The 19,083-nt window shown below is 64.5% G+C and carries 15 protein-coding genes; 8 read left to right on the plus strand and 7 right to left on the minus strand.

Annotated features, from left to right (window positions below):
- Positions 1-13: 13 nt before the first annotated feature.
- Positions 14-1,906: an ABC transporter ATP-binding protein gene (locus CK226_RS04410; RefSeq protein WP_095771461.1), complete on the minus strand. Its 1,893-nt coding sequence runs from the start codon at positions 1,904-1,906 to the stop codon at positions 14-16.
- Complete coding sequence (locus CK226_RS04415; protein WP_095791152.1) at positions 1,906-3,762, minus strand: ABC transporter ATP-binding protein; 1,857 nt, start codon at positions 3,760-3,762, stop codon at positions 1,906-1,908. Before CK226_RS04415 ends, CK226_RS04410 begins: the two co-directional genes overlap by 1 nt.
- Before the next feature lie 347 nt (positions 3,763-4,109).
- Here CK226_RS04415 and CK226_RS04420 point away from each other — a divergent pair, with 347 nt between their 5' ends.
- Both CK226_RS04420 and CK226_RS04425 read left to right on the plus strand, forming a co-directional pair.
- Positions 4,110-5,456: an FAD-binding oxidoreductase gene (locus CK226_RS04420; protein WP_095791153.1), complete on the plus strand. Its 1,347-nt coding sequence runs from the start codon at positions 4,110-4,112 to the stop codon at positions 5,454-5,456.
- A 220-nt stretch (positions 5,457-5,676) separates the two neighbouring features.
- Positions 5,677-7,116, plus strand: coding sequence for an NAD(P)-dependent oxidoreductase (locus CK226_RS04425; RefSeq protein WP_095791154.1), 1,440 nt, complete (start codon positions 5,677-5,679; stop codon positions 7,114-7,116).
- Positions 7,117-7,171: 55 nt separating this feature from the next.
- Here CK226_RS04425 and hutH read toward each other — a convergent pair whose 3' ends face one another.
- The 5 genes from hutH to CK226_RS04450 all read right to left on the minus strand — a co-directional run bounded on the left by hutH (position 7,172) and on the right by CK226_RS04450 (position 13,447).
- Entirely contained in the window at positions 7,172-8,668 is a 1,497-nt protein-coding gene (gene hutH, locus CK226_RS04430) for a histidine ammonia-lyase (RefSeq protein WP_095791155.1), read from the minus strand.
- Positions 8,669-8,801: 133 nt separating this feature from the next.
- On the minus strand, positions 8,802-9,905 hold the full coding sequence (locus CK226_RS04435; protein ID WP_095791156.1) for an alcohol dehydrogenase family protein: 1,104 nt from the start codon (positions 9,903-9,905) through the stop codon (positions 8,802-8,804).
- An 8-nt stretch (positions 9,906-9,913) separates the two neighbouring features.
- On the minus strand, positions 9,914-11,293 hold the full coding sequence (locus CK226_RS04440) for an aspartate aminotransferase family protein (RefSeq protein WP_095791157.1): 1,380 nt from the start codon (positions 11,291-11,293) through the stop codon (positions 9,914-9,916).
- Positions 11,294-11,331: 38 nt separating this feature from the next.
- Positions 11,332-12,825, minus strand: a complete 1,494-nt coding sequence (locus CK226_RS04445) for an NAD-dependent succinate-semialdehyde dehydrogenase (protein WP_095791158.1) — start codon at positions 12,823-12,825, stop codon at positions 11,332-11,334.
- A 130-nt stretch (positions 12,826-12,955) separates the two neighbouring features.
- Entirely contained in the window at positions 12,956-13,447 is a 492-nt protein-coding gene (locus tag CK226_RS04450) for an Lrp/AsnC family transcriptional regulator (protein WP_010914600.1), read from the minus strand.
- A gap of 84 nt (positions 13,448-13,531) precedes the next feature.
- On the opposite strand from CK226_RS04450, the gene CK226_RS04455 reads away from it, so the two are divergent.
- From CK226_RS04455 to eutA, 6 genes are all read left to right on the plus strand, one after another.
- Entirely contained in the window at positions 13,532-14,917 is a 1,386-nt protein-coding gene (locus CK226_RS04455) for a PLP-dependent aminotransferase family protein (RefSeq protein WP_095791159.1), read from the plus strand.
- Between the two features lie 180 nt (positions 14,918-15,097).
- A complete protein-coding gene (gene ehuA / locus CK226_RS04460; protein WP_179296362.1) occupies positions 15,098-15,883 on the plus strand; it encodes an ectoine/hydroxyectoine ABC transporter ATP-binding protein EhuA in 786 nt (261 codons plus the stop codon).
- Positions 15,884-15,964: 81 nt separating this feature from the next.
- A complete protein-coding gene (gene ehuB / locus CK226_RS04465; protein WP_095771281.1) occupies positions 15,965-16,816 on the plus strand; it encodes an ectoine/hydroxyectoine ABC transporter substrate-binding protein EhuB in 852 nt (283 codons plus the stop codon).
- A gap of 160 nt (positions 16,817-16,976) precedes the next feature.
- Positions 16,977-17,636 carry an ectoine/hydroxyectoine ABC transporter permease subunit EhuC gene (gene ehuC / locus CK226_RS04470; RefSeq protein ID WP_095791160.1) on the plus strand — a complete coding sequence of 220 codons (660 nt, stop codon included), beginning with the start codon at positions 16,977-16,979 and terminating at the stop codon, positions 17,634-17,636.
- On the plus strand, positions 17,636-18,295 hold the full coding sequence (gene ehuD / locus CK226_RS04475; RefSeq protein WP_095771279.1) for an ectoine/hydroxyectoine ABC transporter permease subunit EhuD: 660 nt from the start codon (positions 17,636-17,638) through the stop codon (positions 18,293-18,295). Before ehuC ends, ehuD begins: the two co-directional genes overlap by 1 nt.
- Before the next feature lie 3 nt (positions 18,296-18,298).
- Positions 18,299-19,078, plus strand: a complete 780-nt coding sequence (eutA, locus tag CK226_RS04480; RefSeq protein WP_095791161.1) for an ectoine utilization protein EutA — start codon at positions 18,299-18,301, stop codon at positions 19,076-19,078.
- Positions 19,079-19,083 lie beyond the last annotated feature (5 nt).

Below are 19,083 nucleotides of genomic sequence, written 5' to 3' on the forward strand. Positions count from 1 at the left end.
TTGCAGGCGCCGTTCACGTCGCCTTGCCGACCGCGGCGTCCAGTTCCAGCTCGCCTTCCGCAATGTCGTCGAACGAAGCGTAGTTCATGTTGTAGAGGCGGGCGTAGAGGCCCTTCCTCTGCATCAGCTGTTCGTGGTTGCCGCTTTCGACGATTTCGCCATTCTGCAGCACGATGATGCGGTCGGCGCCGCGAATAGTAGCGAGCCGATGGGCGATGACCAGCCCGCTGCGGCCCTCCAGCAGTTTGATCAGCGCCTTCTGGATCAGCATCTCGGTGTAGGAATCGATGCTGGCCGTAGCCTCGTCGAGCACCAGGATCTTGGCGTCGGCCACCAGCGCTCGCGCGAAACTGATGAGCTGGCGCTGGCCGAGCGAAAGGTTGCCGCCGCGCTGTTCGAGTTCGGTATCGTAGCCATCGGGCAACTGTTCGATGAAGTCGTGCGCGCCGACCGCTTGTGCGGCGCGCACCACTTCATCGCGGGTTGCGCCGGTCTTGTGGTAGCGGATGTTCTCCAGCACCGTGCCGGAGAACAGGAACGGCTCCTGCAGCACCATGGCCACCTGGTCGCCGAGCGAATCCTGCGTCAGGTCACGCACGTCATGACCACCGACCAGGACTTGCCCCGACCAGACGTCGTAGAAGCGGTGCACCAGCGCCATCGAACTCGACTTGCCCGATCCCGTCGGGCCGACAAGAGCGACCGTCTCGCCCGGATTGACGCGGAAGGAGATGTTCTTCAGCACCGGCTGGTTCGGCCGGTAGCCGAAAGTGACGTTCCTGAACTCGACCGAGCCGTCCGTATCGCGCGACAAGGCCACCGCATTGTCCTTGTCGCTGACATCCACCGGCACGTCGAGCACTTCGGAGATACGCTGGCCGGAGGCCATGGCGCGCTGCATGACGCTGTACTGCATGGTAAGTGAACGGATCGGGTCGAAGAAGCGTTGGATATAGAACAGGAACGCTACCATGACGCCGACATCGAGGCTGTGCGACAGCACCATCGAGCCGCCGACGACAATGACCGTCGCCATGGCGATGCCGGTCAGCGTGTCGACGATCGGCACCATCACCTGCGCATATTTCGCCGACCGCAGATGGGCGTTGAGGTTGGCCAGCACCTTCTCGTCATAGAGGTCGAAATTGACGTGCTGGCGTTCCAGGCTCTGCACGGTGCGCACGCCATGGATGCCTTCGGCGAGTGCCCCGTTGGCGATGGAATTGGTTTCGTGCGCTGCCATGAAGGCGACCTTGGCGCGCGGCAGCCAGAACAGCCGCACGATGAACAGCATCGGCATGGTCGACAGCGTCAGCAGTCCGAGCCGGAAATCGAGCCACAAAAGGACGGTGACGATGCCGAACAGCAGCACGATGTCGCCCACCGACATGACAGACGTTTCGAGGAATTCCTGCATCGAATTGACGTCGCCCTGCAGGCGCGACATCAGCCGGCCGACCTCGGTCTTGTCCATGAAACTCAGGGACACGCGCTGCAGATGGCTGAACATTGCGCGGCGCAGGTCGGACAGCACATTCTCGGCCACCTTGCCGACGACGCTTTCCTGCACATGGCTTGCGGCGTAGTTGATCAGGATGATCACGGTGAAGGTGAGGATCGCGGAGATCATCACCGAGCGGTCGAGCCGGCCCGCAGCCATGCCGTGGTCAATGGCATAGCGGATGACCAGCGGGATCGCCAGCTGCGTCAGCGTGAACACCAGCACCGCCGCCACCGAGATGAAGATCCGGCCCTGATAGGGTCTGACGAAGCTCCAGATGCGCCTGATGATGCGCGGATCATAGGCCTTGCCGAAAACCTCTTCCTCGTCGCGATGCGAGCCGACGACGGCCTTGGTCGGCCGGCCGCTTTTGTCGTCCTTCTCGTCGTCGTCCTGCGTCGACATCATGCGGCTCCCTCGAGCCGGTCGTCGTCCGGCCGCAGCTGCAGGTCGTGAAGCGCGCGATAGCGACCGCCCAGCGCCAGCAACTCCTCATGCGTGCCGCGCTCGACGATGCGGCCGCCCTCGACGAACAGGATCTGGTCGGCATGCATCAGCGAACTCAGCCGGTGCGAGATGATCAGCGTCACGCGATCCTTGGCGAAACGCTTCATCGCCGCGCGGATACGCTGCTCGGTACCGGCATCGATTGCCGCGGTGGAATCGTCGAAGACCAGAACCGATGGCCGCAGCATCAGGCTGCGCGCAATGGTCAGGCGCTGGCGCTGGCCGCCGGAAAGCGACGCGCCGCGTTCGCCGACGACCGTGGTATAGCCGGCCGGAAGCCCGATAATGTAGTTGTGCAACTGCGCATACTCGGCGGCCTGCCCGATGCGGGTCTCGCGCGCCCACGGGTTGCCATAGGCGATGTTGTTCTCGATCGAGGTGGTGAACAGGAAGGCGTCCTGCTGCACCACGCCGACCGCCTTGCGCAGCGATTGCAGCGTGACCTTGCTTATGTCCTGGCCGTCGATGGTGATCGTGCCCGAGGTGACGTCGTAGAAGCGCGGGATCAGATGCGCGATGGTCGACTTGCCGCTGCCGGGCGGGCCGACGATCCCTATCGTCTCGCCGGACCTGGCCTCGAAAGAGATGCCGGACAGCGTCGGGCGATCGCCCGCGCCTTCATAGCGGAAGCCGACATTGTCGAAGCACAGCACGCCCTCGGTGATGACGAGCTCCCTGGCGTCGGGCGCATCCTCGATGTCGAGTTCGGTATCGAGCAGTTCGAACAGCCGCGTGCCGCAGGTCGAGGCGCGCGCGAACGAGTTGACCATCAGGCCGAGCTGGCGCACCGGCATCTGCAGGATGGTCATGAAGGTGAGGAACTGCGCCAGCGTACCGACGCTGATCTGGCCCGCGATCACCTTCTGGCCGCCGAACCAGAGCACCAGCCCCATGGCGGCCAGGAAGGAAAAGTTCATGGCGCTGGTGTTGGAGACGCGGATGTCGACGCGCTGATTGGCCAGCTCCAGCGCGTCCTGCTTGGCGCGGTCGAATTTTGCGAGCTCATGGCGCTGCGCCGCGAAGGCGCGCACGACACGGATGCCGCCCAGATTCTCGTCCATCACCCGGCTCAGCACCGACAGCCGCTCCTGCAGCGTCAGCCAGGTGCTGCGCAATCTGAGCTGGGTCACCGAGGATCGCCAGGCGACGAAAGGCACGAAGCTGAGGCTGAGCAGCCCGAGCACGAGGTCGGTGCTGATCAGGAGATAGGCGCCGACGCCGATCAGCACGCTGAGCAGCACCACGCGCAGGATGCCGGTGGAAAAGAACATGCGCACGCCGTCGAGATCGAGCAGACCGAGCGTGATCAGGTCCCCGGTATGGACCTTGTCGTGGAAGGAAAAGCTCAGGCGCTGGGTCTTTTCGTAAAAGGCGAGCCGCAATTGATAGCCGGTCTGATGGCCGACGGCCTCGCCATAATAGTTCTGCGCCATGGTGAAGAGACCGCGCAGGATGCTGACGACGAGCAGCGTCAGCGCTGTGTGCCACAGCGCCTGTTCCGCGACAGTGCCGGCACCCGCGGCCATCACGCCTTGCGCCTGGTCGATCGCGCGTCCCAGCAGGCGTGGGATGAAAAGCTGCAGCGTCGCGGCGATGAAGGTCGAGACGAGGGTGATGGCGACCTGCCAAGGATGGCGCAGCGTCATGCGCACGATGCGCAGCAAGGTGCTGAGGCCCTTGCCCCAGGAGGCTTCCGCCACATGGGCAAACGATTTGCCGCGCTTCGCCGCGCCGCTGGTTGCATCCGTCGGCAAGGAAAATATCCAGTCCAATCCGGACATTAGCCCGGACGCATTAAGCAGACTCAGTTCTGATGACGAGATGTTACGCGTGTCCGACTTGACCCTTCAAGGGGCCAATGGCGGCATCGCGCTGTGCCTGACATACGGTGCCGCCGTCGGTCGTCGCCGGGCGCTTCGGTCTTGTCGGCAAAGGTCATGTGGGTGTCGAGGCGACATTTGCTGGCATAAACAATTCATTGCATTGACGCGCAGATTGTCCAGCTCGACCCAGCCTTGACGGACTATCAGTTCTGTCACGCGTCGCCGGCACGGAAGCAGCCAGGGCCGACGCCGCGTGAAAAGCAAGAGGGCAGTCTTCCTTGACAAGTTTTCCCTTCACCGAAGCGATGCCGATCCAGTTTCAAGCACCGTTGCCGAAGGCTTCGGAGGTTGTGGTCATCGGCGGCGGCGTCATCGGCGTGACCACGGCCTTGTTCCTGGCGCGGCGCAACATTTCGGTGACATTGCTGGAAAAGGGCCGCATCGCCGGCGAGCAGTCGTCGCGGAACTGGGGCTGGATCCGGCAGCAGGGCCGCGATGCCGATGAACTGCCTGTTGTCATCGAAGCGCAACGCCTCTGGCGGCAACTGGCCGAGGAATGCGGCGAGGACATCGGGCTGATGCAGACGGGCGTTACCTACCTCGCGCGAACCGACAAGGAGATGGCCGGCTTCGCGAAGTTCCTGAAGATCGCTCAGATACACGGCGTCGACACGCGTCTCCTCGACCAGAGTGAGACGGCCAAGCTGATCCCGGCCATGTCGCGCTCTTTCAAGGGTGCTATGACCACCCCGTCGGACATGCGCGCCGAGCCCTGGGTCGCGGTTTCAGCGCTTGCCCGCCTGGCCGCCCGGGAGGGCGTCGCCATCATCGAGAATTGTGCGGCGCGCATGCTCGACATATCGGCTGGACGCGTCAGCGGGGTCTGGACCGAGCAGGGCCGTATCGCCACCTCGAGCGCGGTCGTGGCGAGCGGTGCGTGGACGTCGCTCTTCCTGCGCGCGCACGGCGTATACATCCCGCAGCTCAGCGTCAGGGCGACCGTCGCTGCGACCGGACCCATGCCCGAAATCCATTCGGGCGCCGTGGCCGACGACCATATCGCATTCCGGCGCAGGCAGGATGGCGGTTACACGCTGGCATCGGGAGGCACCAGTCAGCTTTATGTCGGGCCTGACGCCTTTCGTCATGCGACCAAATACGTTCCCGCTCTGATGGCGAATCCTTTTGGCACCTCCTACCTGCCGGCGGCGCCGCGCGGCTATCCGGACGGCTGGTCGACCCCACGCAGGTGGAACGCGGACGAGGAAAGCCCGTTCGAACGGATGCGCATCCTCAATCCCGCCCCCAAAGCCTCGGCATTGCGCGATATCGAGCGCGAATTCTCGGCACTTTTCGCGCAGTTCAAGACGGTGCCGATCAAGGCGACCTGGGCGGGCATGATCGATGCGATGCCGGATGTCGTGCCGGTCGTTGATCGTGCCGCCGCAATTCCGGGTCTCGTCATCGCCACCGGAATGAGCGGTCACGGCTTCGGCATCGGACCCGGAATGGGCCGTGTCGTGTCCGACCTCGTCCAGGGAAACGAGATCGGACATGATCTTCACAGGTTCCGTCAATCCCGCTTCAGCGACGGCAGCCCGATCAAGCTGGGACCCAGCCTTTAGATCGGGCCGCCGGGCGTCACGGGCCAAGAACGTCATCCATGCCTTCGGCAATGGTCATCAAGTCCTCATCGGCGGCGCCGTCACCGGCAAGATCGTGTCGCAACTTGCCGCCGGTTTGCCGCCGACGATCGATCTGACGCCCTTCCGGGCGGATAGGTTCTGATTAATCGGAGCGCGCTGCCGTACCGGCAACCTTTTCGTTCTTGCATGGGGAAACGACGTGACCGCAAACACCAATACCCAGGCCGTCGAGCCGATCGATCCGCAAAGCGCCTACGCCGTGCTGATCTGCGATTTGGTCGGCCTGCGCTTCGGACCTGACGGCAAGCCTGATCCCGGCGAAGTGCGCGCCCATATCGAAGCCAAGGGCGGGCGCTTCCACCTGTCCGCGCTTGGCGACAAAGCGGGCCTCGAGCGAGGTCGGGTGCATTTCTTCTACCAGCCGGACCTCAGCACCCGCGAGGAGCTGATCGAAGCCGCCGGCGACGGCCGCTATGACGCCGTCATCGCCGCAGCGACCTTCCTGCCTGCCGAAACCGTCTTTGCGCTGGCCGGCGTGCGGATTGGAGCCGGCACCGGCAATATGGGCTCGCGCTCCTGGGGCGGCGGCAGCGGCGAGGGCGGCACCGCGGTGCTGATGAACACGCCTGGCATCAACAGCCGCGCCACCGCGCAGATGGTGATCAAGGCAATCCTGAAAGTGCTGCCGGATCTCCCGGTCGGCTTGCTTCACGACCGGGTGGCACGCGGCGCCTTCGACACCGGCAGGGAACTGCGTGTTTTCCCGACCGAAAAACTCGAACGCAAGACGATCGCGATCATCGGCTACGGCAATATCGGCAGGGAAGTGGCCAAGCTCGCCCGTGCCTTCGGCATGCGCGTGGTGATCCATGCCAGGCCACGGCACCGCGACTGGGTAGAAGCCGAGGGCTTTGCCTTCGCGGCGGACCTCGCCGACGCGGCTGAAGGTGCCGATGTGCTCAGCGTCCATGTCGGCCTGGGCAAGCAGGATACGCAGACCGGCCGCTACGCCAATGCCGGGCTCATCGGCGCCGATGTTCTGAGCCGCATGAACAAGGGCGCTGTGCTGGTCAACTACGATCGCGGCGAGCTCGTCGACGTTGTGGCGCTTGGCGAGGCGCTGGACGCAGGGCGGGTGCGCCACGCCGCCATCGATGCCGATCTGTTCAGGGATGCCTCAACCGGGCGTCTGTCTGGCCCGATGCTGCCTTATCTCGACCTCGTCGAGAGGCACGGCGACAAACTTGAACTTCTGCCGCATGCCGCGGCTGATACGGACCATCCGTCGCGCGTCGCCGGCGCCAAACAGGCCGTCGACCAGCTGTTCGACCTCATCTGCCGCAAATCGGTGGCAAATGCCAAGGGGTCCGTATCGTCGGGTTATCTGTCGCTTGGGGCGACAACGCCCCCAGGCATCGGACCGGTGACGGCGGATCATTTTTTGAAATTGACTGCCAGCGACTACTCAGAACTGGCGGATGTCTGTGATCGGCAAAGCCGGCTTTGGAAGGTTTTGTCCGACACACCGTCCGTCGAGCGCAACAAAATCGTCGCCGAGCAGGGCGAGGAGCTCGTCCGGCTGATCAACCGCTTCTGTCTCCTGACTGAGAGCCTGAACCTCAGAGGCCCTTACCAATAGGCTCGACCTGCCGCAGCGGATCCAAAACGGGAGCTGTCGGGATGAGAACGTCGGCTCAGTGGCGCGGACCCGCCACCATCCGCGCCACCCGCGTCATGTCGGTGCTCATCTCGCGGTCGTCGTCGAGCGGGCTGACGAGCGCACGCACGGCGGCGAAGGTGCGCTGCGGCCCTTCGCCCATGCTGTCGACGACACCGCGCAACTCCACGCCCGTCGCCGCGAAGATCAGCTCCATCGCCACGAGATAGCGCATGCGCTCGATGATCTCGGCCGTCTTGGCCACCACACGCGGCGCCATCGACGACTGGTCCTCGATGCCGTCCGAAACGGCGAGCGGGCTGAGTGACATCGGGTTGGCCAGGTGCCGGATTTCGGCTTCCAGCGCGGACAAGGGCTTTTGCAGTTCCGCATAGCCCTGACGGCTGCCGCCTCTCGCCGACAAGAAACGCGGCAGTTCGGCTGTTGTCGGCGACATCAGCTTCATGCTGCGGTTGGCGGTGCCAACCGCGCAATGCGCGAGTGCCTGGCCGAGCTGCTCCCAGGCGAGCGTCATTGCTGTCAGGTCGAAATTGCCGTTGGAAATCACCCGATCGCCGTCGGCCAGGATCACTGGGTTGTCGCCCGAATGGGTCAGTTCGATCTCGGTAGCCAGCCGCGCCTGTTCGAACGCATTGAGCAGGCCGCCCCAGACCTGTGGAACGCAGCGATAGCTGAGCGGATCCTGCAGGCGCCGAGCCGCCTTGTCCTTCCACAAGCCGCTTCCCGCCAGCTCCGCGCGCAACCGCGCGCCGATCTCGCGCTGGCCGAAGGCCGGCCGCGCGGCCAGCGCCCGCTCGTCGATCGCGGTGAGGGAGGAGCGAAACGCCTCGTAGTTGAGCGCCACGGCGGCCAGCGCCCAGTCGATGAGATGGGCGACGTCTTCGAGGCACAGGCACGCCGTTCCGGTCGACAGGCTGTTGGCGACGATGATGGCGTGGCCGTCCTTCTCGCGCAGGTCCAGCGGCTCGAGCCCGGCCAAGGCAAGCGCCTCGGCGGAGGGCATGATCCTGCCCTGGAATTCCGCCTCGCCATCGCCGCGCAGCGACCTCGCCATATGGCCGAGATGGGCAAGGTCGGCTGCGCCGATCGAGCCCCAGGTCGGGATCACCGGATGGACGCCGGCATTGAGCGCCGCGACAAGGCCCATGACCACGCGCTCGGACGCGCCGGTGCCACCGGCGGCCATGCCCGAGATGCGCGCGGTCATCAGTGCCCGCACCGCCTCGGTGGGCAGCGCCGGTCCGATGCCCATGCTGTGGCTGAGTGGCACGCTGTGCTGGAAGGCGATCAGGTCCGCCTGCGCGAGCGGCGTGTCGACACAGGCGCCCAGGCCCGTGGTGACGCCGTACATCAGCTTGCCAAGCCCGGTCAGATGCTCGATCAGGGCGCGGCTCGCCCGGATGCGGCGCATCGCCTCCTCGCCCAGCATCAGTCGGGCGTTGCGGCGTGCGATCTCTGCGACGTCGGCCACGCCGAGCGGCTTGGCATCGAGCAATATCATTCGGCCTGTCATGTCTCGCCTGTATCCCGCGACCAGATGCCCAGCATGACTACGGGCGTCGCCGTTTGTGACGGCTCGCGGACACGACTGCAAGCCATTCCCATTGGGACAGCGGCAGAAGGTGGCTAAAGCAGGGGGCCAGGAACTACGCCGGCCGCTCCGCGACGGCATCAGGTACCACTACCAGCTTGCCGACAAAATCCTTTGCGACGAAGTCGGCCTGTGCGCGATGAAAATCGGAGAGCCGGTAGACGCCGCCGACCAGTGGCCGGATCTTTTTCGCCTCGATGTAGCCGACGAGCCGGCGGAAATCCGCCCGCGTGCCCTGGCTCGAGCCATGCAACTGCAATTGCTTGAGATACATGGTCCTGAGATCGAGCTGCACGACCGGCCCGGCGATCGCACCGGCGGTGGTGTAGCGGCCTTCGGGCCGCAGAATACGCAGAAGGTCGTTGAAGATCGCGCCGCCGACAAGATCGGCCACCACATCGATCGGCTGGCCGCCGGTCACTTCAGCCACGGCCCGCGGCAGATCGGCGACGCCACGGGTGATGACGGCCTCGGCGCCGATGTCGAGCACCGCCTGTTCCTTGCCCTTGCCGACGACGGCGTAGGGGATGGCGCCGCGCGCCCGCGCCAATTGCACGATGCCGGAGCCGACGCCGCCCGAGGCACCGGTGACCAGCACGCGCTCGCCGGCTTTCAAGCCAGCGCGTTCCAGCATCTGTTCGCCGGTCAGGTAGGCGCAGCAGAAGGTGGCGAGTTCGACGTCGCTCATATCGGTGTCGACGACATACGCATTCTGCGCCGGCACGGTCTGGTACTCGGCGTAACCGCCGTCGCGGCCATGGCCCATATAGTCGATGTCGGCCAATGAATCGTCGTCGCGGTTGTAGATGGAGAAATCGACCGTCACCCGCTCACCGATGCGGTCCGGCGAAACGCCTTCGCCGACGGCAACGATGGTGCCAACCGTGTCGGTGCCCTGGATGCGCGGGAATGTCAGCGTGTTGCCCTGGCGCCGCCAGGTCGACACGGCGCCGGCATCCTCCTCCGTACCATAGGCCCCCTGGCGCACCCAGACGTCGGTGTTGTTCATCCCGCAGGCACTGACCTTGACCAACACTTCACCCGGTGCGGGCGAGGGTACTTTCACATCGGTGCGGTAGACGAGCTTTTCCGGTCCGCCGTGCCCGGTGAGCAGCACGGCGGCCATGGTGGCGGGAACGGTTGCGGTCATGGCGTTCATCGTCGATCTCAGAGATTGGCGAACACGCTTTTCACCGCATCCGCCGTCTTCGAGACGACGATGTCGGCCTCCTCGCGCGTCAGGCAGAGCGGCGGCGCGAAGCCCAGAATGTCGCCCTGCGGCATGGCGCGGCCGATAACCCCGCTGGTGGCCAGCGCCGTCGCCACTTGCGGCCCGATCTTCTGCGAAGCGTCGAAGAACACCCGGTCGTCCTTGTCGGCGACGAACTCGACCGCCGCCAGCATGCCGTCGCCGCGCACGTCGCCAACGTGTCTGTGGCCGCCGACGGCCTTGGCGAGCTCGGCACGGAAATAGGCACCCGTCTCGCCGGCATTCGTCACCAGATCCATCTCGTCGATCAGTTCGAGATTGGCGACACCGGCGGCAACGCAGATCGGGTGCGCCGAATAGGTCCAGCCATGGCCGAGCGAGCCGAGCTTGTCGGACCCATCGACCAGCACCTTCCACACTCCGTCGGCGACGATGACGCCCGACAGCGGCGCATAGGCCGAGGTCAGGCCCTTGGCGATGGTGATCAGGTCCGGCTTGATGCCGTAATGATCGGAGCCGAACATGGTGCCCAGCCGGCCAAAGCCGGTAACCACTTCGTCGGCGACCAGCAGCACATCATACTTCTTCAGCACCGCCTGGATCTTCTCCCAGTAGCCGGCGGGCGGCGGCACGATGCCGCCGGTTCCGAGGATCGGCTCGCCGATGAAGGCTGCGACGGTTTCGGGACCTTCGGCCAGGATCATCTCCTCGAGTTTGTCGGCGCAGTGCTGCGAGAACTGCTCCTCGCTCATCGAGCGGTCGGCGCGGCGGAAATAATAGGGCGCTTCGGTGTGCAGCACCGGCGCGCGCGGCAGGTCGAAGGCGTTGTGGAAGAGCTCCAGCCCGGTCAGCGATCCCGTCATCACGCCCGAGCCGTGATAGCCGCGCCAGCGCGAGATGATCTTCTTCTTCTCCGGCCGGCCGAGCACATTGTTGTAGTACCAGATGAGCTTGATGTTGGTTTCGTTGGCGTCCGAGCCGGAGAGCCCGAAATAGACCCTCGACATGCCCTTCGGCGCGCGGTCGATGATCATCTTGGCCAACGTGATCGAGGCTTCGGTGCCGTGGCCGACATAAGCATGATAGTAGGCGAGGTTCTTCGCCTGGGTGGCGATGGCATCGGCGATCTTCTGGCGGCCATAGCCGACATTGACGCAATAGAGGCCGGCAAAGGCATCGATGCTCTTCCTGCCATTGTTGTCCCAGACGGTGACGCCTTCACCGCCCGCCATGACGCGGGTCGGCGATTCACCGCGCGCATGCGTGCCCATATGCGTCGAGGGATGGAAGAAGTGGTCGCGATCCCAGGCGTTGAGTTCGTTGGACTGGTCGAGCATTTTTTCTACTCCTGACGAAAGGGCGATTCCGCTGCAGCTTAGGCTACATCGAGACAGAGATATTTGAGATCGGTGAACGCTTTGAGCCCATGGCGCGAGCCTTCGCGACCAATGCCCGACTGCTTGACGCCGCCGAACGGGATTGGCGCGCCGGTGATCTTCACCCGGTTGATGGCAACCATGCCGTAGTCGAGCGCGCGGCCCATGCGTTGCTGCCGCGCGCCGTTCTCGGTCACGACATAGGCAACGAGGCCATATTCGGTGGCATTGGCGCGCTCGATCACCTCGCCCTCGCTGTCGAATGGCGTCACCGCGGCGACCGGCCCAAAAGTCTCCTCGCCCATGATCAGCGCCGCGTCGGAAACGTCGGCCAGCAGCGTCGGCTGGTAGAACAGCGGCCCGGCCTGATGTCGCTTGCCGCCGGCAAGGCAACGCGCGCCGTGGGCGAGCGCATCGGCGACCTGCTCCTCGACTTTCTGGACAGCGCGCTCATGCATCAGCGGCCCGATGTCAGTCCTGTCGTCAAGGCCATTGCCGGTCCGCAGCGCCTCGATCCGCTTGGCGAAGGCGGCGCAGAAGCGATCGTAGATCGGTCGCTGGACGTAGGTGCGGTTGGCGGCGAGGCAATCCTGGCCCGATGTGGCGAATTTGGCGTCGATGGCGATGTTTACCGCTTTGTCGAGATCGGCATCGGCAAAGACGATCAGCGGAGCGTGGCCGCCAAGCTCCATCACCAGCCGCTTCATTGTCGGCGCGCTCTGCGCGGCGATCAGCCTGCCGATCTCGGTCGAACCGGTAAAACTCATGGCGCGGACGCGCGCGTCTTCGCACATCCGCCCGACGATCGTCGCGGCCTTGCCGGTGACGATGTTGAAGACGCCGGCCGGCAGTCCGGCGCGCTCGCCAAGCTCGGCCAGTGCCAGCGCCGACAGCGGCGTTTCCGAGGACGGATGCGCGACAATGGTGCAGCCGGCGGCCAGGGCTGCGGCCGCCTTGCGGGTCAGCATGGCTGAGGGGAAATTCCACGGCGTGACGATGCCGACGACGCCGAGCGGCTCGCGCCGCACCATCATTTCCGCATTCGCCAGATGGCTGGTGACGCTCTCGGCGTTGAGGCGCTTGGCTTCCTCCGCATACCACTCGACGAAAGAGGCGGCATAGTCGATTTCGCCGAGCGATTCCTGCAAGGGCTTGCCCTGTTCCAGGGTCATCAGCAGCGCGAGGTCGCCTTTCGCGGCGATGATCAGCTCGAACCATTTTCGCAGGATTCTTGACCGCTCCTGCGGCAGCAGCGACCGCCAGGCCGGAAAAGCGCGCGCGGCGGCATCGATTGCTTTTGTCGTTTGCCGTGCGTCCAGCGCCGCGACGAAGGCGACCGTGCTTCCTGTCGCCGGATCGGTGACCTCAAAGCTTTCGGCGGCCTCGCTCGCCGTCCAGTGGCCGTCGACATAGGCGAGTTCGCGCAGCAGACGGCGGTCGGCGAGGCGGTCGAGCGCCTCATGGCGATGCGAGCGGGCGAAATGCGCGGACATGGTCGAAGCCTCCCGGTTCGGTCTGATCCTGGGAGACTATCCATCGTGGGCAGACAGAGAGGCTGTTTGGGTGTCCTGAAGTAGAGAGATTCTCTCTATTGTGCCGCCTCAGCAGACGATGTCTCCGGCACTACGGCGACACCGGCAGCAACTCGGCGATGGGAAGTGCGATCTCTTCCTTCACCGTCTTGGTGACGATGTAGGTGAAGTAGCGGTCGATGCCGATCTCGCGGTCGAGCAAGCCGTCGACCAGCCGCTGATAGGCATCGATGTCGCGAGCCATCACCTTCAGCACATAGTCGACGCCGCCGCCCACCGACCAGCAGGCGACGATCTCGGGGATATCGCGGATGACACGCTCGAAGCGGTCGAAATCGGCCTGGCGGTGGCTGGCCAACGTCACCTCCATCAGTACGGTGGCCACCGGTGCCACGACGCGCATGGCGATCCTTGCGTGATAGCCCGAGACGATGCCGGCCTTCTCCAGCTTGCGCAGCCGCATCCAGCATGGGGTCGGCGACAGCCCCACCTGCTCGGCCAGCGCCAGCTTGGTGATGCGCCCGTCGCGCTGGATGGCGTCGAGGATTTTGAGGTCGATCGCGTCGAGTTTCGCAGCAGTCATCAGCGCCCACTTTTTTCGTCCACAGTACCATGATGGCGCATTATTTCGATTGTCAATTGCACTGATTTCGATCTCTAATAAGTCATGACATTGTGGCAACCCGATCCCGCGCTCATAAGGCGGCCAGCCTATCAATCGCTTGCCGATCAGTTCGCGCGCGCCATCCATGACGGGCGTCTTGCCAATGGCGCGCGGCTGCCGACACATCGACGGCTGGCCGATGATCTCAAGCTTTCGGTGCAGACGGTCAGCCGCGCCTATGAGGAGTTGATCCGGCGCGGCCTGATTTCGGGCGAGATCGGCCGTGGCAGCTTCGTCCAGACGCAGCGCCGCGAGCCGGAGCCGCCCTATCTGCCCGAGCGTCTCGGCGAGGTCATTGATCTCTCCATCCTGAAGCCGGTCTGCGAGCCGATGCATCTGGAGCGGCTGAAGCAGGCGCTGGGCTGGCTCGCTGAAAACCTGCCGTCGAGTTCGGCGCTGTCTTTCCGGCCCAACATGGTGTTTCCGCGCCATCGTGCGGTGGCGGTCGAATGGCTGAAATTGTGCGGGCTCGACATTTCAGCGCAGAACATCAGCCTGACCAACGGCGCTACCGCCGGCATGACGGTGGCGCTGATGAGCGTGGCGCCGCCTGGCTCGACCGTTGCCACCGAGGCGATCGGCCACCACACGCTGGTGCCGCTGGCCCGCTATCTCGGTTTCAACCTCCAAGGCCTGCCGATCGATGATAACGGCCTGGTCCCGGAGGCATTGGACGAGGCCTGCCGCCTTTCCGACATCCGCGCGGTGTTCGTGCAACCCTCGGTGATCAACCCGACGGCAACGCTCATGGACGCGCGGCGGCGCGAAGAAATCGCGGCGGTTGCGCGCAAGCATGACATCGCCATCATCGAGAACGACGTGCTGGGGCCGCTGGTCGAGGACCGGCCGCCGCCGGTCGCCGCCTTTGCCCCGGAGCGTACGCTCTATGTTACCTCTTTCACCAAGATCACCGTGCCCGGCCTGCGCATCGGCTATCTCGCGGCGCCCGACCGCTATGTCGCCGCCGTCGCCAACCGGCATCTGGTGTCGAACTGGATGGCAACGCCGCTGGTAGCCGAGATCGCCACCAAATGGGTGACCGACGGCACGGCGATGGAACTGGTGCGCTGGCAGCGCGCCGCGTTACGGCGGCGGCAGGATATCGCCGCCGAAGTGTTGGCAGGGATCGACTATCGCGCCCGGCGCGACGGGCTGCATGTCTGGCTGCAACTGCCCGAAGACCGCGCCGAGGAGGGCTTTGTCGCCCAAGCCCGGCTGCAGGGCGTGGCGATCGCGCCGGGCACATCGTTCCGCATTTCGGATGCGCCCTGGCATCCGGCGGTGCGCATCTCGCTGGGCTCGACTACCGAAGGGGAACTGCGCGCCGGTCTCGGCGTTGTCACCAAGCTGCTGCTTGGCGATCCGGAGCATTTGCTGCTCGCTATCTGAGCATGTCGCCCAAAGTGCGAAGCGGTTTCGGGACGACGGCATGCCCAAAAAGCCAGCCACAATTGACCGGAAAATGTGCGCAATCAGAATAATTGTCATGATATTATTTTCCCAATTGACATGATTTGGCGCGTTCCGCATCGTTAAGGGCACAGGCTTCTCCAGCACGGGGAAATTCATTTGTCCGCACCCATCATCAAGGTCGATGCCATTTCGAAGAGCTTCGGTGCCTTCAAGGTGCTGGACGGCCTGTCGATGCAGGTCATGCCGCGCGAGAAGCTGGCGCTGATCGGCCCCTCCGGCTCGGGCAAGACCACGATCCTGCGCATCCTGATGACGCTGGAGCGCATCGATGGCGGCCACATCCAGATCGAGGGCGAGCAGCTCTATCATATGGAGCGCAACGGTCAGCTGCTGCCGGCCGACGAGAGGCATCTGGCGCGGATGCGCCAGAAGATCGGCATGGTGTTCCAGCTGTTCAACCTGTTTCCGCACAAGAGCGTCATCGACAATGTGACCCTGGCGCCGATGCTGACCAAGGGCATGCCGCGCCCCGCCGCCGAGAAGCGGGCGATGGAACTGCTCGACATGGTCGGCATGGCCGACAAGGCAAAGGCGATGCCGGCGCAACTGTCGGGCGGCCAGAAGCAGCGCGTGGCGATCGCCAGGGCGCTCGCGCTGCAGCCGAAGATCATGCTGTTCGACGAGGTGACGTCGGCGCTCGATCCGGAACTGGTCGAAGAGGTGCTCAACGTCTTGTGGCGGCTTTGCGCCGAGACCGACATGACCATGCTGCTGGTCACCCACGAAATGGGTTTTGCCCACGACTTTGCCGACCGGGTGCTGTTCTTCGATCGCGGCAAAATCGTCGAGGAAGGCAAGCCCGACGAGATTTTCCGCCATCCCAAGCAGGAGCGCACGCAAGGCTTCCTGAAGAAGATCATCGCGGCCGGACATCGCGTCTGACCGCTTTGCGGGGTGGAGCATCGCCCCAGACAAACCAAGACAAGAAGTCAAACCAAGACAAGAAACAAGGAGTTGGGAACAATGAAGAAACTTGGCATTCTGGCCGGCGTCGCCGGCTTGGCACTGACGGCGGTTCTAGCCGCCTCTATCCCGGGCTCGGCCGACGACAGCAAGCTCGAGCAGTTGAAGGCACAGGGCTTCGCCCGTGTCGCCATCGCGAACGAGCCGCCCTATACGGCGGTTGCCGCCGACGGCAAGGTCTCGGGCGCTGCACCGGACGTGGCGCGCGAGATCTTCAAGCGGCTCGGTGTCGCCGACATCGTCGCCTCGATCTCCGAATATGGCGCCATGATCCCCGGCTTGCAGGCCGGCCGCTTCGACGTCGTCACCGCCGGCCTGTTCATGAAGCCGGAGCGTTGCGCCGCGGTCGCCTATTCCGAGCCTGTGCTGTGCGACGCCGAGGCGATGCTGGTAAAGAAGGGCAATCCGAAAGGCTTCAAGAGCTACGAGGACGTCGCCAAGGACACATCGGCCACGATCGGCGCGCCCGGCGGCGGCACCGAGGAGAAGCTGGCGCTCAACGCCGGCGTGCCGCGCGAACGCGTCATCGTCGTGCCGGACGGCCAGAGCGGCCTGAAGATGGTGCAGGACGGCCGCATCGACGCCTATTCGCTGCCGGTTCTGTCGATCAACGATCTGATGAAGAAGGCCAACGACCCGAACCTCGAAGTCATTGCCCCGGTGCAGGGCGCCCCTGTCTATTGCGACGGCGCCGCCTTCAAGAAGGGCGACGAGGCGCTGCGCGATCAGTTCGACGTCGAACTCGCCAAGATGAAGAAGTCGGGCGAGTTCGCCAAGATCATCGAGCCCTACGGTTTCTCGGCCGCCGCCGCCATGTCGACGACGCGCGACAAGCTCTGCGCGGCGAAGTAGCTGCTCCTCCCTTCTCCCCGTTTACGGGGAGAAGGTGGCCCGAAGGGCCGGATGAGGGGCGGCACTAACTTTCGCAAGGATGGCTCAGCCCCTCATCTGCCTGTCGGCATCTTCTCCCGGGAACGGGGAGAAGGAAGGCTAAACCAACGTTGGAAACCGAATGACCCAGTGGTCCGGCTATCTCGGTCTGATATTGCAGGGAGCGCTTGTCACCATCGAGCTGACGCTGATGGGGTCGGCGCTTGCCCTGATCATGGCCCTTCTTGCCGGCATGGGACGGCTGTCACGTTTCTTCGTTTTGCGGGCGCTCGCCACCGCCTATATCGAATTCTTCCGCGGCACCTCGATCTTCGTGCAGCTGTTCTTCGCCTATTTCGTGCTGCCTTTGATCGGCCTCGAACTGACCCCGCTGCAGGCCGGCGTGCTGGCGCTGGGCCTGAACGTCGGCGCCTATGCCGCCGAAGTGGTGCGCGGGGCCGTGCAGTCGATCGGCCGTGAACAGCATGAGGCCTGCATCGCGCTCAATCTCGGCCGCTGGCAAGGCCTGCGCCATGTCATCCTGCCGCAGGCCTTTCTGGTGATGCTGCCGACCTTCGGCAACAACGCCATCGAGCTGCTCAAGGCCACCTCCGTGGTCTCGCTGATCTCGCTCGCGGACCTGACCTTCCAGGCGCAGGTGGTGCGCGCCCAGACCGGCAACACGATGGTGCCGTTCGCCACCATCCTGGTCATCTATTTCATCCTGGCGCTGCTCATTTCGTGGGGCGTGCGCTCGCTGGAGCGCCGCATGGCGCGCGGCCTCGATGGGGTGCGCGTCTGATGGAGTGGGACTGGAATTTCGTATGGCAGATCATGCCGACGCTGATCCAGGGGGTGAAGATCACCATCCTGGCCACGCTGCTCGGCTCGGTACTGGCGGCGATCGTCGGGCTGGGCATCGCGCTTGCGCGCCGCTCGCCCAACAAGGCCCTGTCACGCACCGTCGGCTGGGCGGCCGAATTCATCCGCGGCACGCCGCTTTTGGTGCAGCTCTATTTCATCTTCTACGTGCTGCCCGACATCGGCATCCTGCTGCCGCCGCTGGTCGCCGGTGTCATCGGGCTCGGGCTGCATTACGGCACCTACACGGCGGAGGTCTACCGCGCCGGCATCGACAATGTACCACGTGGCCAGTGGGAGGCCGCCAAGGCCTGCAATCTCAGCGCCCGGCAGACCTGGACGCACGTCATCATCCCGCAAGCCATCCCGCCGATGATCCCGGCGCTGGCCAATTATTTCATCGCCATGTTCAAGGAGACGCCGTTGCTCTCGGCGATCACCGTGCTGGAACTGATGAACCAGGCCAAAAGCGTCGCCAACACCTACTATCGCTACATCGAGCCGATCACGCTGGTCGGTGCCTTCTTCCTCGCCATCAGCCTCTGTTCGGTCGTGCTGCTGCGCTGGCTGGAACGCCGTTACGGCAAGATCGAGAGATAGCCGATGAAACCTTTGCCCGAGATCAAGGTCTATCCGAAACGGCCATCACTCGACGAGCGTCCGCTCGACAAGCGCGTCGGCCTGATCATCCTGGCCACGGATCACACCAGCGAACCGGATTTTCGCCGCATGGTGGCAAGCGAGCGCATCGGCGTCTATGTCGCGCGCATTCCCTATGCCAATCCGACGACGCCGGAAAATCTGCGCAAGATGCAGCCGGCGCTGACGGCGGGCGCGGCCCTGATCCTGCCCGACGAGAAGCTCGACGCCATCTGCTACTCCTGTACGTCGGCCTCGGTGGTGATCGGTGATGCCGAGATCGAGACGGCGATCCAGGCGGCCAAGCCTGGCGTTCCCACGGTCACCCCGCCAATGGCCGGCGTGCGCGGGCTGAATGCCTTCGGCGTGCGCCGGATCAGCATTCTGACCCCCTACACGGTCGAAACCTCCAGGCCGATGGCGGCCTACTTCGCCGCGCGTGGTTTCGAGATCGCCAGCTTCACCTGTCTCGGCTTCGAGGACGACCGCGAGATGGCGCGCATCCCCCCGACAGCCCTTGTCGATCTCGCGCGCCAGGCGACCCACCCGCAGGCCGATGCCCTGTTTGTGTCCTGCACGGCGCTGCGCGGCGCGCTTGCGGTCACCGACATGGAACAGGCAATCGGCCGTCCTGTGGTGACCAGCAACCAGGCAACAGCCTGGAACTGCTTGCGGCTGTGTGGCGACGAGACGCCGCGTCCCGAATTCGGGCGGCTGCTGACGCTACCGCTGCTGCACGATTGATGACG

It is taken from the genome of Mesorhizobium sp. WSM4311, assembly GCF_002295115.1.
In the GTDB taxonomy this organism is placed as follows: Bacteria; Pseudomonadota; Alphaproteobacteria; order Rhizobiales; family Rhizobiaceae; genus Mesorhizobium.